The sequence below is a fragment of the Micromonospora sp. WMMD1219 genome, assembly GCF_049315215.1.
Taxonomy (GTDB): Bacteria; Actinomycetota; Actinomycetes; order Mycobacteriales; family Micromonosporaceae; genus Micromonospora; species Micromonospora tulbaghiae.
This window is the reverse complement of the sequence record NZ_CP186057.1, coordinates 2,504,862-2,522,771: the sequence shown is the minus strand read 5'-3', so window position 1 is coordinate 2,522,771 and position 17,910 is coordinate 2,504,862. Positions and strand designations below refer to the sequence as shown.

General features: G+C 74.4%; 17 protein-coding genes and 1 riboswitch. Of the genes, 5 read left to right on the top strand and 12 right to left on the bottom strand.

Annotated elements, in window-relative coordinates:
* Position 1: 1 nt before the first annotated feature.
* Positions 2–1,030 (bottom strand): ABC transporter substrate-binding protein, encoded by a 1,029-nt coding sequence (locus ACN27C_RS12165; RefSeq protein WP_091426339.1) that lies wholly within the window; start codon positions 1,028–1,030, stop codon positions 2–4.
* 286 nt (positions 1,031–1,316) lie between these two features.
* On the opposite strand from ACN27C_RS12165, the gene ACN27C_RS12160 reads away from it, so the two are divergent.
* The 4 genes from ACN27C_RS12160 (at position 1,317) to ACN27C_RS12145 (ending at position 6,302) form a co-directional block, all read left to right on the top strand.
* A complete protein-coding gene (locus tag ACN27C_RS12160; RefSeq protein WP_349880305.1) occupies positions 1,317–2,099 on the top strand; it encodes an ABC transporter ATP-binding protein in 783 nt (260 codons plus the stop codon).
* A 2-nt stretch (positions 2,100–2,101) separates the two neighbouring features.
* Positions 2,102–3,052, top strand: coding sequence for an LLM class F420-dependent oxidoreductase (locus ACN27C_RS12155; protein WP_422751173.1), 951 nt, complete (start codon positions 2,102–2,104; stop codon positions 3,050–3,052).
* Positions 3,049–3,357: a cupin gene (locus tag ACN27C_RS12150; RefSeq protein WP_262013077.1), complete on the top strand. Its 309-nt coding sequence runs from the start codon at positions 3,049–3,051 to the stop codon at positions 3,355–3,357. The genes ACN27C_RS12155 and ACN27C_RS12150 overlap by 4 nt, the downstream gene beginning before the upstream one ends.
* A 74-nt stretch (positions 3,358–3,431) precedes the next feature.
* Positions 3,432–6,302: a hypothetical protein gene (locus ACN27C_RS12145; protein WP_422751172.1), complete on the top strand. Its 2,871-nt coding sequence runs from the start codon at positions 3,432–3,434 to the stop codon at positions 6,300–6,302.
* A 46-nt stretch (positions 6,303–6,348) separates the two neighbouring features.
* On the opposite strand, the gene thiC is transcribed toward ACN27C_RS12145, so the two are convergent.
* The 7 genes from thiC to thiE form a co-directional block, all read right to left on the bottom strand.
* Positions 6,349–7,941 carry a phosphomethylpyrimidine synthase ThiC gene (gene thiC, locus ACN27C_RS12140; RefSeq protein WP_252449602.1) on the bottom strand — a complete coding sequence of 531 codons (1,593 nt, stop codon included), beginning with the start codon at positions 7,939–7,941 and terminating at the stop codon, positions 6,349–6,351.
* A 17-nt stretch (positions 7,942–7,958) separates the two neighbouring features.
* Complete coding sequence (gene thiD / locus ACN27C_RS12135; RefSeq protein WP_121685018.1) at positions 7,959–8,747, bottom strand: bifunctional hydroxymethylpyrimidine kinase/phosphomethylpyrimidine kinase; 789 nt, start codon at positions 8,745–8,747, stop codon at positions 7,959–7,961.
* Entirely contained in the window at positions 8,744–9,493 is a 750-nt protein-coding gene (locus ACN27C_RS12130; protein WP_422751617.1) for a thiamine phosphate synthase, read from the bottom strand. The genes thiD and ACN27C_RS12130 overlap by 4 nt, the downstream gene beginning before the upstream one ends.
* A gap of 71 nt (positions 9,494–9,564) precedes the next feature.
* Complete coding sequence (locus ACN27C_RS12125) at positions 9,565–10,338, bottom strand: thiazole synthase (RefSeq protein WP_422751171.1); 774 nt, start codon at positions 10,336–10,338, stop codon at positions 9,565–9,567.
* Positions 10,339–10,342: 4 nt separating this feature from the next.
* Positions 10,343–10,543: a sulfur carrier protein ThiS gene (gene thiS / locus ACN27C_RS12120; RefSeq protein ID WP_073828929.1), complete on the bottom strand. Its 201-nt coding sequence runs from the start codon at positions 10,541–10,543 to the stop codon at positions 10,343–10,345.
* Positions 10,534–11,619 (bottom strand): glycine oxidase ThiO, encoded by a 1,086-nt coding sequence (thiO, locus tag ACN27C_RS12115; RefSeq protein WP_422751170.1) that lies wholly within the window; start codon positions 11,617–11,619, stop codon positions 10,534–10,536. Before thiO ends, thiS begins: the two co-directional genes overlap by 10 nt.
* Positions 11,616–12,239 (bottom strand): thiamine phosphate synthase, encoded by a 624-nt coding sequence (gene thiE, locus ACN27C_RS12110; protein ID WP_422751616.1) that lies wholly within the window; start codon positions 12,237–12,239, stop codon positions 11,616–11,618. The genes thiO and thiE overlap by 4 nt, the downstream gene beginning before the upstream one ends.
* A riboswitch (TPP riboswitch) is annotated at positions 12,237–12,348 on the bottom strand. (Overlaps the previous gene by 3 nt.)
* Before the next feature lie 118 nt (positions 12,349–12,466).
* Here thiE and ACN27C_RS12105 point away from each other — a divergent pair.
* Positions 12,467–13,378: a DUF559 domain-containing protein gene (locus tag ACN27C_RS12105; protein ID WP_422751169.1), complete on the top strand. Its 912-nt coding sequence runs from the start codon at positions 12,467–12,469 to the stop codon at positions 13,376–13,378.
* 422 nt (positions 13,379–13,800) lie between these two features.
* Here the strand turns inward: ACN27C_RS12105 and ACN27C_RS12100 are convergent, their stop codons facing one another.
* The 4 genes from ACN27C_RS12100 to ACN27C_RS12085 are packed head-to-tail and all read right to left on the bottom strand — an operon-like array spanning position 13,801 to position 17,903.
* Complete coding sequence (locus ACN27C_RS12100) at positions 13,801–14,763, bottom strand: aldo/keto reductase (RefSeq protein ID WP_199733204.1); 963 nt, start codon at positions 14,761–14,763, stop codon at positions 13,801–13,803.
* Between the two features lies 1 nt (position 14,764).
* Entirely contained in the window at positions 14,765–15,580 is an 816-nt protein-coding gene (locus ACN27C_RS12095; protein WP_422751168.1) for a nucleotidyltransferase family protein, read from the bottom strand.
* Entirely contained in the window at positions 15,577–17,256 is a 1,680-nt protein-coding gene (locus ACN27C_RS12090) for an ABC-F family ATP-binding cassette domain-containing protein (protein ID WP_120573095.1), read from the bottom strand. Before ACN27C_RS12090 ends, ACN27C_RS12095 begins: the two co-directional genes overlap by 4 nt.
* Before the next feature lie 41 nt (positions 17,257–17,297).
* The gene (locus tag ACN27C_RS12085) at positions 17,298–17,903 is read right to left on the bottom strand and encodes a class I SAM-dependent methyltransferase (RefSeq protein ID WP_357896541.1); all 606 of its coding nucleotides are present in this window, start codon (positions 17,901–17,903) and stop codon (positions 17,298–17,300) included.
* Positions 17,904–17,910 lie beyond the last annotated feature (7 nt).

Below are 17,910 nucleotides of genomic sequence, written 5' to 3'. Positions count from 1 at the left end.
GTCAGGCCTTCGGCGCGAGGTTGAAGTCGATGATCTGGTCCGGGGTCAGGTTCTGCTTGAGCGCACCGGCGCCCTGGAGCAGCGCGATGCTCTTGGCCACCCGGCCGCTGTCCAGCGTGCCGATCGCGGTGCCGGAGTTGCTCGACCGGACGTACGCGGCCATCAGCTGAAGCTCGGCGGAGGCCGCGGCCGGGACGGCGGCCGGCACGTTCTTCTTCAGGATCTCGGCGGCCTCGTCCGGGTTGGCCAGCGAGTACTCCAGGCCCTTGAGCAGCGCGGCGGTGAACTTCTTCACCATCTCCGGCTTCTCCTTGGCGATCTTCGAGGACGTGATCAGCGCGTTGCCGTAGAGGTCCTGCATCACGTTGCTGTACGGCAGGACGACCGGCTTCTTCTTGGTCACCGTCTCCACCGTCGGCTGGCCGACGACGAACTGGCCGATGCCGTCCACCGAGCCCGAGCCGAGCATGCCGATGAGGCCCTGCGCCTCACCGTTGACCCAGGTCACCTTGCTGCCGTCGATGCCGGCGAGCCGCGCGTACGTCGGGAAGAGGTTGCGCACGACGGACGTCGGGGTGTCGGCGAGCTTCTTGCCCTCGAGGTCCTTCGGGGTGGCGATGTTCTTGCCCTCGACCGTGACGATCGCGGCCATGGTGCGCTGCTGGATCGCGGCCACCGCCACGAAGTCCTTCGCCTGGCCGTTGCCGAGCTGGAGGATGCCACCGGTCAGGTCGATCGGGCCGAAGTCGGCCTGGCCGCCGGTGATGGTCTGGATCACGGAGCCGGTGCCCTGACCGGGCTTGATGTCGACGTCGAAACCGGCCTCCTTGAAGAAGCCCTTGTCCTTCGCCACCCAGGCGTAGGAGTCACGCCCGAAGTTGCCGAACGAGGTGAGGTACGTCACCTTCTCCAGCGCCGCGCCGTTGCCGCCGCCGCTCTCGGACTTCTCCGAGTCGCTGCTGCAGCCGCCCACCAGGGCGAGGGCGGTGGCCAGAGCCGCGGCGGCGACCGTACGGGTCAGCCTTCTCATCAGTGCACCATGTCCTTTCCGACCAGGACTTCTTCGCCGGTCGGGTCGTGGGTCCGACGGGGTCGGCAGGTGGGTTCGGCCGACTGGACCGTCGTGAGGGGACTCTTCGCGCGCAACAGCGTACGAGAAGGCAGATGACCTGCCGCCGCCGTCCCGGTTGCGGAACGGAAACGAAGTTGCGTGACGGAAAGCGGACTGACGTCCACCCCGGACAGTGCTATAAGCACCGTCCGCTACGCTAGCCCGGCTCGCATTTGGGGACGACGTGGAAGGGAGCCGGCGGGAGATGATCCGACTGTCCGGGGTGTCCCGCACCTTCGACGGCCGTTCGGGGCGGGTGGAGGCGTTACGCGGCATCGACCTCGACGTCGCCGAAGGCGAGTTCGTAGCCGTCCTCGGCCGGTCCGGCTGCGGCAAGTCCACGCTGCTGCGCATGATCGCCGGGCTGCTGCCGGTCACCGGCGGTGAGATCACCGTGGGCGGCACGCCGATCACGAAGCCCCGCCGCGACGTGGCGATGCTGTTCCAGCGGCCGGCGCTGCTGCCCTGGCGCTCGGTGCTGGACAACGTGCTGCTGCCGGTGGAGATCTTCGGCTGGCGCCGCGCCGAGCACCGCGACCGGGCCCGCAAGCTGCTGGAGATGGCCGGGCTGGGTGGCTTCGAGAAGCGCCTCCCGCACGAGCTGTCCGGCGGCATGCAGCAGCGCGTCTCGCTGTGCCGGTCGCTGATCGGCTCACCCCGGGTGATGCTCATGGACGAGCCGTTCTCCGCGCTCGACGCGCTCACCCGCGAGGAACTCTCCGGCGAACTCCAGCGGGTGCACATGGAGACGAAGGCGACGATCGTCTTCGTCACCCACTCCATCGACGAGGCGGTGCTGCTCGCCGACCGGGTCGTCGTGCTCAGCCCGCGCCCCGGCCGGATCCGACAGGTCGTCGAGGTGAACGTCCCCCGGCCCCGCACGCTCGGCCGCCACGAACACCTCGCCGACGTCGCGCGGATCAGCGCCGAGCTGCACGAGCTGCTGATGGAACGGGACGCGCCGGGCGTACCCGTGGGAGGCCGCTGACCATGCGGGTCTCGGTGTTCACCGAGCCGCACCGCGGTGCGGACTACGACGACCAGCTCCGGTTCGCCCGGCTGGTCGAGGAGACCGGCTTCGAGGGCTTCTTCCGGGCCGACCACTACCGGGCCATGGGGGACGAGCCGGCACTGCCCGGCCCCACCGACGCCTGGCTGACGCTCGCCGCGCTGGCCCGGGAGACCTCCCGGATCCGGCTCGGCACGCTGGTCACGTCCGCCACGTTCCGGCTCCCCGGGCCGCTGGCGGTCATGGTCGCCCAGGTCGACCGGATGAGCGGCGGCCGCGTCGAGCTGGGCATCGGCGCCGGATGGTACGAGCGCGAGCACACCGCGTACGGCATCCCGTTCCCGCCGGTCAGCGAGCGCTTCGACCGGCTCGCCGAGCAACTGGAGATCGTCACCGGGCTGTGGCGCACCCCGCCCGACGAGACGTACAGCTTCACCGGTGAGCACTACCGCCTGGTCGACGCGCCCGCGCTGCCCAAGCCGGTACAGCAGCCCGGCCCGCCGGTGATCGTCGGCGGCCGGGGACCGAAGCGCACGCCCGAGCTGGCCGCCCGCTACGCCGACGAGTTCAACATGCCGTTCAAGAGCGTGGCCGAGACCGCCGCCGCGTACGAGCGGGTGCGGGAGGCGTGCGACCGCGCCGGACGGGACGCCTCCGGCCGCGCGCCGCTGACGCTCTCCGCCGGCATCGTGGTGGCGATCGGACGCACCGACGCCGAGGCGCAGCGCCGGGCCGCGCCGCTGCACGTCACGAGCGCGCTGCCGCCGGAGGACCCGGTGGTCGGCTCCCCCGCCCAGCTCGTCGAGCGGATCGGCGAGTTCGCCGCGATCGGGGCCACCCGGGTGCACCTGCGCCTGATCGACTTCGACGACCTCGACCACGTGGAGCTCATCGCCGCCGAGGTGCTCCCCCGACTGGACGGACCACGATGACCGAACTCCCCGCCGACCTCGAACTCGGCCCGGTGGGCCAGGAGATCGTGTACGAGAACGACCGCGTACGCGTCTGGCACATCCGGCTGGAGCCGGGTGAGCGGCAGCCGCTGCACCGCCACGACCACCCGTACCTGGTGGTGGCGATCCAGGGCGCCAAGAACGTGGTGCAGACGATCGACGGCACCACCATCGACGCCGACGAGCCGACCGGCGGCGTGGTCTACCGCGACCCGGGCGCGGTGCACATGCTCACCAACGTCGGCGACACCACCTACCTCGCGCGCCTGGTCGAGCTGAAGTAGCCGCACCGGCAGGTTCGCCGCGCCGCGCGGCGGCAAGGTGGCGATCGGGGGCACCGGGCCGTAACGTGCCCGACATGGCCTTTCGGACGTGGGGCAGGCTGCTGCTCACGGCGCTCGGCGTGAGCGTACTGGCCGGGGCCGGCCAGTTGGGCATCGCGTACGGCTTCGGAGTCGTACGCCTCGACGGCGCGTTCGTGGACGTCTCGGTCAACCGGTGGCCCGCCCAGCTCGTCTGGGTGGGCTGGTTCGCCGCCGTCGCCACGGTCGCCGGAGCCGTCCTCACCGAGCGCTTCGCCCGCCGCGACGACGATCAGGGCGGCACCACCGAACTGCTCTCCATCGCCGGCGTGAGCGCGCTCGGCGCGATGGTGGTCGCCCCGCTGTGCATGCAACCGGCCCGCGCGGCCGAGCTGGGCGGATCCGTCGACCCGGTGTGGGCCGCCGGCATCTGCGCCGCCCTCGGCGCGGTGGTCGGAGCGGGCGCCGCGATCGCCGTCCTGCTCAAGCCGCCGTTCGGCTGGGGCGTGGCGATCACCGCCGGGATCGTCTGGCTGATGGCGCTGCTCTCCGTCGCGCCCACGATCGTCTCCAGCCGCCCGCTGGCCACGGTACGGCTCGGCGTCCTCGAACCCTCCTGGCTCGACCCGGAGGCGGCGCAACGCCTGTCCATGCTGCTGCTGCCGGTGCTCGCGCTGCTGGCCGGCGGGGCGGTCGGCGTACTCGCCCGCCGGGCCGAATGGCCGCCGCTCGTCGGCGGCGCGGCCGGGGCGGCCGGCCCGGTGCTCGTCGCGTTCGCCTACCTGACCGCCGGTCCCGGCTCGGCGACCGACCGCTACCAGGTCGCGCCCTACTACGGGGCGCTGATCGCCGTGATCGCCGGCGCGCTCGGCTCGACCGCCACCACTGTGCTGCCCCGGCCGGTCACCACCGGTGATCCCGACGCCGTCGAGGCCACCGACATCCTCGCGCCGCTGCCGCACTCGTCCACTCCGGGCGTTCCGGCCGCCCCGCCCGCGCCTCCGGTGACCAGCGGCGCCGCCGCGCCGGCGCACTGGAACTGGCCGGAGGCCGGCGGCTCGGCCACGGTGTCGGCACCGGCCGGTACCGATCTTCCCGCCGCCGATCAGCCGGCCGTCACGGGACAGCCGGTGGGCGACCGTCCGGCCGTCGTCGACACGGGCCACGGCCAGCCCATGCCGGGCCTGCTGCCCCCGGGGCGCCGGACGTCGGCCATCGACGTCCTCGCCGCGAGCCGCCCCGACCCGGTCCCAGGTGCGGGCACGGTCCCGGGCGGTGGCACGGTCCCGGGCGCGGGCACTGCCCACACGGACAGTGCCCGCGAGGCGGTCACCACGGACCGCGCAGCCACCGCCGACCGGGCCGTCGCCGGTTCCGGACCCGCCACCACCTCGGCCACCGGCGACCGCGCCTCTGACACCTCCGCAGTCACCCCGGCGGACAGCAACGGCACCTCCGCAGCCGCCCTGGCCGACAGCAAGGGCACCTCCGCGGCAGCCCCGGCCGACACCTCCTCGGCTGCCCCGGCTAGCGGTTACGGCTCCGCAACTGGCGATGTCGCACCGAAACCGGTTCAGGAAGCGGCGGCGACCGCGCCACGGGTGACTCGGCCGCGCCGTACCCGCGCCGGCCGGTCCGACGGACCGGCGTCACCCGCCGACGAGACCACAGCAGCACCCGGCACCGGGGACGCCGCCTCGAAGGACGCGTCACCGGCCACCGGCGGCACCACCGAGAGCCACGTTCCCGGCCCGCGTACGGACAGCGGCGCCTTCGCCGGACCGGTCCCGGCCGACGCGGACAGCGACACCCCCGACGCGCCACCGGCCGAGTCCACTGCCGGAACCGGCCGTTCCACCCGTTCCCGTCGCCCCCGCACCCCGAAGGCCGGACCGCGTGCCGGCGCCCCGGCCTCCCCCGAGTCCGCCCAGGCCGACATCGCGCCGACGACGCCGAGCGGGCAGGCCGACGCCGCTCCGACGACGCCGAGCGAACAGGCCGACGCCGCTCTGACCACGCCGAGCGGGCAGGCCGACGCCACGCCGACAAGCACCGACGCCCAGGCCGGCTCGACCGACGCCGCGTCGACGGCGACCGGCCGGCGGACCCGACCGGCCCTGGACGCCACGAGCACCGCCGCGATCCCACCGGCCGCGAACGCAGTTTGGGACGACGCGGGCACCACCTCGGCACCGGGCCACACGGACCCCGGCACGCAGGGCGGCCCGGCTTCCCACACCGGCGCCCCCACCGGGGATGGCGCATCGTCCGGGCGTACCGGACGCAGTTTCTTCTTCGACGACCCGGCGCCGGCCCCGTCGTCCCGGCCCCGGTTCCCGATGTTCGAGGACGTCACCGGCGCGCCCGGCGAGGTACGCCCGGCCTGGCCGATCACCCCGGCTACCCGTCCGCACCGCGCCACCACCGAACCGGACGCACCGACCCGCGACGGCGCGGAGGCGAGCGTCCCGGCCGAGCCGGCGCCGCGTCCCCGCCATCGGGGCCTCCCCGAGCCGGGCGCGAGCGCCGGTTGGGACGCGCTGGCCACGAACGCCCGTCCCGCCGGACCGGTTGCCCGGCCGGAGGCAGGGCCGGTCGCCCGTCCCGAGGCGGTGACCGCCGTACCGGCCGAGGCCGTCGCGGCGCTCCCGGAAGCCACCGCGCCGGAGACGAGCGAGCCGGACTCCCGGCGCGGGCGGCACGCCGAACCGGACGACGCCGACGCGCCCGCCGGGAAGTCGAAGCCTCTGCGTGGTCTGTTCCGCCGCAACCGCGGGGCCAAGGGCGACCCGGAGCCGGCCGAGCGTACGGCCGAGCCGACCACCGCTGCCGACGACGAGTACGTGGACTGGGTCGCCGGTCTCGCCTCGGACGACAACGCCGACGACGCCCGCTCGCTGCGGACCGGACGGCACCACCGCGACTGAACGAGCACCGGGGCGGGCCGGATCGCACGGCCCGCCCCGGCCTCGCTCACGCCAGCGGCAGGTAGACCCGTGACCCGGAGGCGACGAACTCCTCCGACTTGCCGCGCATGCCCCGCGCCGCGTAGTCCTTCAGCTCCTGCGTGATCTTCATCGAGCAGAACTTCGGCCCGCACATCGAGCAGAAGTGCGCGGTCTTCGCCGGCTCGGCGGGCAGCGTCGCGTCGTGGTAGGCCCGCGCGGTCTCCGGGTCGAGCGCCAGGTTGAACTGGTCCTCCCACCGGAACTCGAACCGGGCCTTCGACAGCGCGTCGTCCCACGCCTGCGCGCCGGGGTGCCCCTTGGCCAGGTCGGCCGCGTGCGCCGCGATCTTGTACGCGATCACGCCCGCCTTCACGTCGTCGCGGTCGGGCAGCCCGAGGTGCTCCTTCGGGGTGACGTAGCAGAGCATGGCGGTGCCGAACATGCCGATCATCGCCGCGCCGATCGCGGAGGTGATGTGGTCGTACGCGGGCGCGACGTCGGTGGTCAGCGGACCGAGCGTGTAGAACGGCGCCTCGTGGCACCACTCCTGCTGGAGGTCCACGTTCTCCTTGATCTTGTGCATCGGCACGTGCCCGGGGCCCTCGATCATCACCTGCACGTCGTACTCCCAGGCGACCTTCGTCAGCTCACCGAGCGTGCGCAACTCGGCGAACTGCGCCTCGTCGTTGGCGTCGGCGATGGAGCCGGGGCGCAGGCCGTCGCCGAGGGAGAACGTCACGTCGTACTTCGCGAGCAGCGAACACAGCTCCCGGAAGTTCGTGTAGAGGAAGTTCTCCTCGTGGTGGGCCAGGCACCAGGCGGCCATGATCGAGCCGCCCCGGGACACGATGCCCGTCACCCGGTCCACCGCGAGCGGCACGTACGGCAGCAGCACCCCGGCGTGCACGGTCATGTAGTCGACGCCCTGTTCCGCCTGCTCGATGACGGTCTCGCGGAACACCTCCCAGCTCAGCTTCACCGGGTCGCCGCCGACCTTCTCCAGCGCCTGGTAGATCGGCACCGTGCCGATCGGCACCGGCGCGTTCCGCACGATCGCCTCGCGCGTCTCGTGGATGCGCTTGCCGGTGGACAGGTCCATCACTGTGTCCGCGCCCCACCGGGTCGCCCAGGTCAGCTTCTCCACCTCCTCGGCCACCGACGAGGTGACCGCCGAGGTGCCGATGTTGGCGTTGACCTTCACCAGGAACGCCTTGCCGATGACGGCCGGCTCGCACTCCGGGTGGTTGACGTTCAGCGGCAGCACGGCCCGCCCGGCCGCGATCTCGTCCCGCACGAACTCCGGCGACACCGACTCCCGGATCGCCACGAACTCCATCTCCGGCGTGACGATCCCGGCCCGGGCGTACGCGAGCTGCGTCGGCCGCTTCCCGTCCACGCCCGCCAGCGGCGTGCCGGCGCCGCGTACCGGTGCGACGTCGCCGCGCTCGGCGATCCACGGCCCGCGCAGCGCGGGCAGCCCCACCTCCGGGTCGGAGCCGGGACCGGAGGTGTCGTAGAGCCGTACCGGCGGGTTGTCCCCGGTCAGCGGCACCTCGGCGAACGGCACCCGGATGTCCGGGCGTGACCCTTCCACGTACACCTTGCGACGTGCCTGCATGACAGCCTCCCTGTCGCTCATGCGGACCAGCCGAAGTGGTCCAGCGGGCCGCGTCCCGCGCCCAGCTCCCAGGTCCGCGCGCCGGTCAGCGCGCGGGTGACGTACTCCTTGGCGGCGGCCACCGCGACCGGCACCGCGTCGCCCGCGGCGAGCCGGACCGCGACGGCGGCCGAGAACGAACAGCCGGTGCCGTGGTTGTGCCGGGTGTCCACCCGGGGTGCGCGCAGCAGCCGCGTGGTCCCGCCGCCCGCGAGGACGTCGACCGACTCGCCGTCGGCGTCCACGTCGCCGCCGGTCACCACCACGAACGCCGGGCCGCGCGCCGCCAGCGCCTCGGCCGCCGCGACCATCTCCTCCACGGTGCCCACCGGGCCTCCGGTGAGGGCCGCGGCCTCCGCGCAGTTGGGCGTCGCCACCTCCGCGTACGGCAGCAGTCGCTCGACCGCCTCCACCACGCCGAGCCGGTGCCCGCTCGTGGCGACCAGCACCGGATCGACGACCAGGTGCGGCAGCCGCCCGGCGCGGGCCGCCTCGGCGACCGCGTCGGCGACGGCCGGGGTGCCGAGCATGCCGCTCTTCACGGCCCGCACGTCGAAGTCGCCGAGCACGCTGTCCATCTGGTCGCGCACGGTCTGCGGGGGCAGCGGCAGGACGGCGTCCACGCCCCGGGTGCTCTGCGCGGTGACGGCGGTGAGCACGCTCGTGCCGTACGCCCCGAGCGCGGCGAACGTCTTGAGGTCGGCCTGGATGCCCGCTCCCGCTCCGGAGTCGGAGCCGGCGATGCTGAGGACTGTTTTCGGCGTCACTGGTGTTCTCCGGTAGTTGCGGTGGAGGGCTGCGGCCGACCGTGCCCACTCCGGGCGGTCAGGCTTGATCCCTCCGTGGGCACGGTCGGCCGCAGCCCTGTCGCGTGCGGGCCTTCGTCGGATCGCGCGGGGTAGGTGTGCGCCACACGGGTGGCCGCCTCTTCGAAAGCTCTGCCCAGCGTGGTGGCGGTTTCGGTGGGGTCCGGGGCGCGCATGATGGCGCCCAGGACTGCTACTCCGGTGGCGCCCGCCTCGACGCATGCGGTGACCTGGGCCGGGGTTTCGATGCCGCCGAGGGCGAGCACCGGGACCGGGCTGGCTTTCACCAGCGCGGCGAGTCCGGCCGGCCGCAGCGCCGGGCCGTAGCCGGGCTTCGTCCTCGTCTCGTAGACCGGGGACAGCGTCGCGTAGTGCTCGGTGGTGAGCCGGGCCAGCTCGGCGGTGTCGTGGCAGGAACGGCCGACCAGTCCGACGGCGGGCGGCGGGTACGGGCCGGCGGCGGGCAGGTGCACCGCGTCCCCGTCGAGCGGATCGGGTCCGGCGACGACGAGCGTGCCACCTGCCTCGGCGAGGATCGCGCGCAGGTCGGCGGCGAGCGCGAGGCGTTCGGCGCGGGGCAGGTCCTTCTCCCGCAGCACCACCCACCGCACTCCCCCACCGACGGCACCCGCCACCACGTCGACGAGCGCCCCCCGAGCCACCCGCCGATCGGTCAGCACGACGACCCCGGTCGGGCCGGCGTCGATCTTGGTACCCGGCCGCCCGTCCAGGGGCGCGCGCGTACCAAGATCGCCGGGATCGGTGACGCGTGAAGCGGTCACAGGTCGGGCCGGCCATCGTCCGGGGTGGACGCCAGGGCGTGGAAGCGGCGGGCGATGCGGCCCGCGCCGTACGCCAGGCGGCCCGCCTCGACCGCGTACCGCATCGCGGTGGCCATCGCCACCGGGTCGGTGGCCCGGGTCACGGCGCTCGCCAGCAGCACCGCGTCGCAGCCCAGCTCCATCGCGAGCGCGGCGTCGGAGGCGGTGCCGATGCCCGCGTCGAGCACCACCGGCACGTCGACGGCCTGCCGGATCAGCCGGATGTGGTGCGGGTTGCCGATGCCCAGCCCGGAGCCGATCGGCGACCCGGCCGGCATCACCGCCGCGCACCCCACGTCGGCCAGCCGCCGGGCCAGCACCGGATCGTCCGACGTGTACGCCAGCACCGTGAACCCGTCCGCCACCAGCTCCTCGGCGGCGCGCAGCAGCTCCACCCCGTCGGGCAGGAGCGTGCGCTCGTCGCCGATCACCTCCAGCTTCACCCAGTCGGTGTCGAACGCCTCCCGGGCAAGGTGCGCCGTCTTCACCGCCTCGACAGCGGTGCGGCAGCCGGCCGTGTTCGGCAGCAGCCGTACGCCGCACCGCTCCACCAGGTCGAGCAGGCCGCCCGACCCGCCGGGCGTGGTGTCCACCCGGCGCAGCGCCAGCGTCACCAACTCGGTGCCGGAGGCGCGGATCGCCTGCTCCAGCACGTGCAGGTTGGCCGCGCCGCCGGTGCCGAGGACGAGCCGGGAGCCGAACGTGACCCCGTCGATCTCCAACGTGGACATCTGCTCACCCGCCCTGGGTTGCGCTGAGCACCTCGACGCGGTCGCCGTCGCGCAGCACGCTCGCCGACCAGCCGCCGCGCGGCACCACCTCGCCGTTCACCGCGACCGCGAGCCCGCGCTCCCGGTCGGTGACGGTGCGGACCACCTCGGCGACTGTGACGCCGTCGGGCAGCGTCCGGCCGGTGCCGTTGACGATCAGTTCCACGTGCGCTCCTTCCCGAAGCGGTCCGGGGTGAAGGGGGCGAGCGCGGGATCCGGCTCGCCGGTGACGATCAGCTCGGTGACCAGGTCGGCGGTGACCGGGGCGAGCACGATGCCGTGCCGGTGGTGCCCGGTCGCGGCGAGCACGCCCGGCTGCCCGGGCAGCGGCCCGATGATCGGCGCGTTGTCCGGCGTACCGGGACGCAGCCCGGCGACGGCCTCCACCAGCTCGTACTCGACCAGTTCCGGCACCAGCTCGGCGGCGGCGCGCAGCAGTGTCAGCACGCCACCGGCGGTGACCTCGGTGTCCGCGCGCTCCTCGACCGTCGCCCCGACCACGACCTCGCCGCTGTCCCGGGGCACCAGGTAGACCGACTCGCTGTCCGCGTACCCCCGGATCACGTGCCGGAAGCCCGGCGGACCGCCACCGGGCGCGCGCAGCCGCAGCACCTGGCCCTTCACCGGCCGGACCGGCAGGCCGGTCAGCGCCGCCGCGCCGCAGCCGGCCGCGACCACTGTGACCCGCGCGTCCACCTCGGACAGCGCGCCGACGCGCGCCGGGCGCAGCTCCACGCCGGCGCGCTCGGCGGCCGTGCGCAACGCGGCGACCAGCCGCCGCGGGTCGACCTGGTGGTCGCCGGGCGCCACCGCGCCACCGCGCACGCGCGGCGCCAGCGCCGGCTCGCGGTCGCGCAGCTCCGAGGGACGCAGCGGCGTGATCGGCAGTCCCAACCCCCGTTGGTACGACCACAGCCGCCCCGCCTCGGCCAGGTCGTCGGCGGTGAGCCCGACGACGAGCGTGCCCTCGGTGCGGTGGCCGACGTCGACGCCGCTCGCCCCGGCCAGTTCGGCGGCGAAGCGGGGCCACCGGGCGGCCGACTCGACGAGCAGCCCGGTCAGCTCGTGCTCACCGAAGTACGCCTCGGCGACCGGCGACAGCATCCCGGCGGCCACCGAGGACGCGCCCGACCCCGGCCGGTCGTCGTGCACCACCACGCGCAGTCCACGTTGCGCGCACCGCCACGCGATCGCGAGTCCCACCGGCCCGGCGCCCACCACCGCCACGTCGGCCGGGCTCATCGCGTCAGCGCCCGCAGCAGCTCGGCGGTGGCGTGCGCGGGATCGGCGGCCAGGCTGAGCGCCCCGACCACCGCCACCCCGTACGCCCCGGCGGCCCGCAGCGCCGGCACGGTCGCGGCGGTCACCCCGCCGATCGCGATCACCGGCACGCTCACCGCCTCGGCGACCGCGCGTATCCCCTCGGTGCCGATCGGGTCCGGCAGGCCGGACTTGGTGGTGGTGGCGTGGCACGGGCCCACGCCCAGGTAGCTCGCGCCCGCGTCCACCGCCGCGCGGGCGCTTACCGGTTCGCGGGCGGTCGCGCCGAGCACGGCGTCCGGGCCGAGCACCCGGCGCGCGGCAGCCACCGGCAGGTCGTCCGCGCCGACGTGCCCACCGGCGGCGTCCACCGCGAGCGCCACGTGCAGCCGGTCGTTGACCAGGCACCGTGCCCCGTACGGCCGGCACGCCTCGGTCACGCGGCACGCCAGCTCGTACGCCTCCCGGTCGGTGGCGTCGTCCTCCACACGCACCTGCACGACGAGGTCGGCGCCCGCCACGGGCAGCGCGGCACGCAGCACGGCGAGCGGGTCACGCCCCGGCCGGGTGTCGGTGATGAGATGCAGTCGTCCCAGGGACAGCACGGCAACGCTCCTCCCTGCGCCGGCATTACCCGGATCAGGTTCGACGGTCGGGGGCTCCCAGCCCCCCTCTCAGCCCGGTCCGCACCGGGCTCCCGTGGGTCACTTGCGGCCTACCGTACGACGCCTCCCGCCCGGACGGAAGCCCGGGTGAGGTTTTTCCCAGGAACCAGCCGTCCGCCGGATCGGGGCAGCGGGTGACCGTCCCGTCACGACACGCTGCCGGGATGTCCGTTCCCGCCCGTGTCCCGCGCCGCCTGGCGATCGTGCCGTTCCGGGGCGGCAGTGTCGTCTCCGAAGGGCTGCTCACCTGGACGATGCTGCGCGGGCCGGCGTGGATCCGCCTGCTGCCGGACGTGTACGTGCACCGGGACGGATACCGCGCCGACGACCACCGGATGTGGTGCGAGGCGGTGACGTTGCGTCTGCCGCCGGATGCCGTGCTTGCCGGGCGCAGCGCCGCCTGGGTGTACGGCGTGGACGTGCTCACCCGCGACGCGCCGGTGACAGTGGTGCTGCCGCCTGCTGCTCGACTGCGACCGCACCCACGGTTGCGGGTGGTCAGGTCGCCGATGGCGGCGCGGGACCGCACCCTCGTCGGCGGGCTACCGGTCACCACCCCGCTGCGTACCGCGTTCGACCTGGGCCGCCACGGCACCCGCGTCGAGGCGTTGGTCGCCGTCGACGCGCTGCTGCGTCGCCGGGTCGTGATGCTGCCCGCCCTGCGGGCCTACGCCGCCGACCGGCCGGGCTGGCCGGGCGCTCCGCTGTTGCGCCAGGTGCTGGCGCTGGCCGAGCCGCTGAGCGAGTCCCCGATGGAGACACGGCTACGGCTGCTCCTCCTCGACGCCGGCCTCGGCCCGCTCACCGCCCAGCACGAGGTTCGCGCCGGCGGACGCTTCGTGGCTCGGGTGGACCTGGCCTGGCCGGCTCTCCGCCTCGCGGTCGAGTACGACGGCGACCACCACCGCGAACGGGCTCACTTCCGGCGGGACGTGGCACGCCTGAACGCGCTCCGCGCCGCCGGGTGGGTCGTGCTGCGGTTCACCACCGACGACGTGCTCCGCCGTCCCGACGCCACAGTGGCCCTGGTACGCCAGGCCCTGGCGGAACGTCGCGCCGCCGAGGCGCACCACTGACCAGTGCCCGCAGCCCGCCGCCCGCTCGCCCCGCCGCACCCCCGGCCCGGCCACCGCCACCCGGTGCCTGGCCGGGCCGAGCCGAGCCGGACCGGGCCGGGCCGGGCCGGGTCGCCCGAGACACCACGGGCGTCAGGAGGCCGCCGCAGACACCTATGGCGTTCCACTCGCGGCTGAATCTGGCGAGGAGTGGAACGCCATAGGTGTCTCAAGGCCCTTTTGACACCCATACCGTTCCACCCATCGTGAGCGCTGCCTCTGAATGGAACGCCATGGGTGCCTCCGCGCGGGCGGGCCACGGTGGGCGCACGCCCGCCGCGCGGGGCGAGCCCTGACGCTCACACGCCGACGAGCGGGCGCACCTGCGAGGCGCGAGCGGACGCCCGACGCGCGGGAGGGCGCGTCGGTACCGGGCGGGGACGTCAGAGGATGGCGTCCAAGGCGTCCAGGTCCTCGTCGCTGGGCTGCCAGGTGCCGGCGTCGGCGTTGGCCTTCACCTGCTCGGGAGTGGTCGCCCCGGCGATCACCGAGGTCACCGCGGGACGGGCCGCCAGTCCGCCGATGGCCACCTGGAGCATGCTGATCCCGCGCTCGGCCGCGTACGCCTCGATCGCCTCGATGACGTCCCAGCGCGCGGCGGCCAGCCGCTCGGCGTACCGGCCGCCACCGGCCAGGCGGCTGCCCGCCGGGGGCGCCTCGCCCCGCTTGTACTTGCCGGTGAGCAGCCCGTTGGCGAGCGGGAAGAACGGGAGCATGCCGAGGCCGAACCGCTCGCAGGCCGGGATCACCTCGTCCTCCACCCCGCGTTCCACCAGCGAGTAGTGGTTCTGCGCGGAGATGAACCGGGTACGCCCCTGCGACGACGCGGTCCAGTCGGCGTCGGCGATCTGCCACCCGGCGAAGTTGGAGTTGCCGAGGTAGCGCACCTTGCCGGCGGTCACCAGGTCGTCCAGCGCGGCGAGCGTCTCGTCGATCGGGGTGCCCGGGTCGGGCTCGTGCATCTGGTACAGGTCGATGTGGTCGGTGCCGAGCCGGCGCAGCGACGCCTCGACGGCGCGGGCGATGTAGCGGCGGGCGCCCCGGGCGCCGTGGTCGGGCCCGTTCGCGCCGTTCATGTCCATGCCGAACTTGGTGGCCACCACCACGTCGTCGCGGCGGCCCTTGAGCGCCTGGCCGAGCAGTTCCTCGGAGGCGCCCTGCGGCTCGCCGTAGATGTCGGCGGTGTCGAAGAAGTTGATCCCGGCGTCGAGCGCTGCGTCCACCACCGCGCGGGTGCCGTCGAGGTCGAGTTTGCGGCCGAAGTTGTTGCAGCCGATACCGACCACTGACACCACGAGCCCGGAGTCGCCCAGCCGGCGATAGGTCATCTCACTCACGAGATCCACCCTATGCCCGCTCCCCGGGTGTCACCCGGAGAGCGGCGGCCAGCACCCGGGCGTCACCGACGGTCGCCGCCAGGTCCTCGGGGGTACGCCCCACCGCGCCCAGCAGCGCCTGCGCCCGCTCGGCGAAGTCCGGCGGCGCACCCGGCAGGCGCCCGGCGGAGGCGATCATGCCCTTCTCGTTCACCAGCCACCGTCCGGCCCGGCCGTGCAGCGCGTGGACCAGCACCCCGACCACCCGGAACAGGCAGCCCGCCACGTAGCCGGCGTCGCCCCCGGCCGCGCCCTTGGCCGCGCCGTCGAGCAGCAGCCCGGTCTCCCAGCCACCGGCCACCAGCGCGGCGCCGAGCGCGGGCGGGTAGTCGACGGTCTCGGCGCGCAGCGCGGTCAGCTCGCCGGTCGGGTCGCCGAGCACCCGTCCGAGCGCCACCTCCCCGGCGTACGTGTGGGAGTAGAAGCCGAGCGGGTGCCCGGCCTGCGCCTCGACCGTGTAGCGGCCGGCCCGGCAGTCCGCCCAGACCCGGTGCACCCGGTCCAGGTCCCGGTAGATCCAGTCCACGGCGACCCCGCCGACGCGCAGCCAGCCGCCACCGTCGACCCACGGTCCCCAGCCGCCCGGGGCGGTGAGGTCCACCGGCCCGTCGGCGATGGAGGCGGCCACCGCGCGCAGCCCGGCCAGGTCGGGCGTACCCCGGTAGTAGAGGCCCAGGTCCCAGTCGGAGTCGGGCCGGTGATCGCCGCGGGCACGGCTGCCGCCGAGCGCCACCGCGACCACCCCGTCGACCGCGCACAGCCGGTCGACCACGTCCTGGTCGATCACCCCACGTCCCAGACCGGCTCCGGCGTCTCCACCACGTCGCCGTCGCCGCGGAACAGCACGAATCGGTCGAAGGTACGGGTGAACCACCGGTCGTGGGTGACAGCGACCACCGTCCCCTCGAACGCGGTCAGTCCGGCCTCCAGCGCCTCGGCCGAGGCCAGGTCGAGGTTGTCGGTGGGCTCGTCGAGCAGCAGCAGCGTCGCCCCGGACAGCTCCAGCAGCAGCACCAGGAACCGGGCCTGCTGCCCGCCGGAGAGCGTGCCGAACCGCTGGTCGCCCTGACCGGCCAGCTCGTACCGGGACAGCGCCGCCATGGCCGCGTGCCGGTCCATGCCGGCACGGTGGTCGTCGCCGCGCCACAGCACCTCGACGAGCGTCCTGGCCGTCAGCTCGGGCCGGTCGTGGGTCTGCGAGAAGTGCCCAGGCCGGACCCGGGCGCCGAGCCGGACCATGCCGCCGTGCGCGACGGGCGCGAGCGCGGCGGCGCCGTCGACCGGGGTGTTGCCGGGCTCCGGGTCGGTGCCGCCCCGGGCCAGCAGGCGCAGGAAGTGCGACTTGCCGGTGCCGTTCGCGCCCAGCACCGCGACCCGGTCGCCGTACCAGAGTTCCAGGTCGAACGGGTACGTCAGGCCGTCCAGCTCCAGCTGCTCGGCGATCACCGCGCGTTTGCCGGTCCGCCCGCCGGTCAGGCGCATCCGGATGTCCTGGTCCTTCGGGGGTACGGGCGGCGGCCCGGCCTCCTCGAACTTGCGCAACCGGGTCTGCGCGGCCTGATAGCGGGAGGCCATCCCGTCGTTGTACGCGGCCTTCTGCTTGTACATCAGCATCAGCTCGCGCAGCTTCTGGTGTTCCTCGTCCCAGCGTTTGCGCAGCTCGTCGAGGCGGGCGTGCCGGGCCACCCGGGCGTCGTGCCAGCTCGCGAATCCGCCCGGGTGCACCCAGGCGCTGCCGCCCTCCACCGCGACGACCCGGTCGGCGGTCTGCGCCAGCAGTTCCCGGTCGTGCGAGACGTAGAGCACGGACTTGCCCGACTCGCGCAGCCGCGCCTCCAGCCAGCGTTTGCCGGGTACGTCGAGGAAGTTGTCCGGCTCGTCGAGCAGCAGCACCTCGTCCGGGCCGCGCAGCAGCAGCTCCAGCGCGAAGCGCTTCTGCTGGCCGCCGGAGAGCGTGCGTACCGGCCGTTCCCGGGCGCTGTCCCAGGGCAGGTCGAGCACGATGGTGGCGACGGTGTCGAAGAGGACCTCCGCGTCGTACCCGCCGGTCTCGCCCCAGGCGGCGAGCGCTTCGGCGTACGCGAGCTGGGTCTTGGCGGCGGCGGAGCTGTACTTGCCGCGGACCTCGGCCGCCCGCATGGCCGCCTCGGTCTCGGCGAGCCGCCGGCCGGCGTCGCGCAGCGCCGGCGGCGCGAGCGACAGGGCCAGGTCGGCGAGCGTGGACTCGTCGCCGATCATGCCGATGAACTGCCGCATGACGCCGAGCCCGCCGGAGCGGGCGATCGCGCCGGTCTTGACCGGCAGGTCACCGGCGACCATCCGCAGCAGCGTGGTCTTGCCGGCGCCGTTCGGGCCGACCAGCGCCACCTTGGCACCCTCACCGACCCGGAACGAGACGTCGCTGAACAGCTCACGCCCGTCCGGGAGGATGTGCCCGGCTCCTGCCACGTCCACGTATCCCACGCGGGCATCCTGCCCGAGCCGGGGCGGTGGACGACACCGGATTACCGGGTGACCCGCAGCACGCGGTAGCCCTTCTGGCTGGCGTGCCGCGCGACGGACCAGCCCTGCTCGACCAGCCAGCGGTGCAGCGAGTCGCCGCCGAGGTGCCGGGCGACGACGAGCCAGGCCACGCCGTCCGGGGCGAGCCGGGGCAGCCAGCGCAGCAGCAGGCCGTGCAGCTCCGCCTTGCCGATGTGGATCGGCGGGTTGGACCAGATCTGGGTGAAGGTGACGTCGTCGGGCAGCTCGTCTGGCGCAACGGCGCGTACCCGGTCGGCGGCGCCGACCCGGGCCGCGTTGGCGGTGGTGAGGGCGCGGGCGCGCTCGTTGACGTCCACCGCCCAGACGGTCGCCTTCGGCGCGGTGGTGGCCAGGACGCAGGTGATCGGGCCGAAGCCGCAGCCGATGTCGAGCAGCGCGCCGGTGACGTCGGCGGCCGGCAGGTCGGCCTTGCGCAGCAGCACGGCGGTGCCCGGGTCGAGCCGGTCGGCGGAGAAGACGCCGCCGGCCGAGGCGAGCGTGTAGTCGCGCCCGGCGACTGTGAACTCGACCTCGCGCGGGCGGGCCGGGGTCGAGGGCTCAGCGGTGAAGTAGTGGTCGCCGGTCACGCCCGCA

Excerpts from the sequence above, each read along its gene's own strand:
- ACN27C_RS12165 (WP_091426339.1), bottom strand. The coding sequence starts at position 1,030 with ATGAGAAGGCTGACCCGTACGGTCGCCGCCGCGGCTCTGGCCACCGCC.
- ACN27C_RS12160 (WP_349880305.1), top strand. The coding sequence starts at position 1,317 with ATGATCCGACTGTCCGGGGTGTCCCGCACCTTCGACGGCCGTTCGGGG.
- ACN27C_RS12155 (WP_422751173.1), top strand. The coding sequence starts at position 2,102 with ATGCGGGTCTCGGTGTTCACCGAGCCGCACCGCGGTGCGGACTACGAC.
- ACN27C_RS12150 (WP_262013077.1), top strand. The coding sequence starts at position 3,049 with ATGACCGAACTCCCCGCCGACCTCGAACTCGGCCCGGTGGGCCAGGAG.
- ACN27C_RS12145 (WP_422751172.1), top strand. The coding sequence starts at position 3,432 with ATGGCCTTTCGGACGTGGGGCAGGCTGCTGCTCACGGCGCTCGGCGTG.
- thiC (WP_252449602.1), bottom strand. The coding sequence starts at position 7,941 with ATGCAGGCACGTCGCAAGGTGTACGTGGAAGGGTCACGCCCGGACATC.
- ACN27C_RS12125 (WP_422751171.1), bottom strand. The coding sequence starts at position 10,338 with ATGTCCACGTTGGAGATCGACGGGGTCACGTTCGGCTCCCGGCTCGTC.
- thiO (WP_422751170.1), bottom strand. The coding sequence starts at position 11,619 with ATGAGCCCGGCCGACGTGGCGGTGGTGGGCGCCGGGCCGGTGGGACTC.
- ACN27C_RS12105 (WP_422751169.1), top strand. The coding sequence starts at position 12,467 with ATGTCCGTTCCCGCCCGTGTCCCGCGCCGCCTGGCGATCGTGCCGTTC.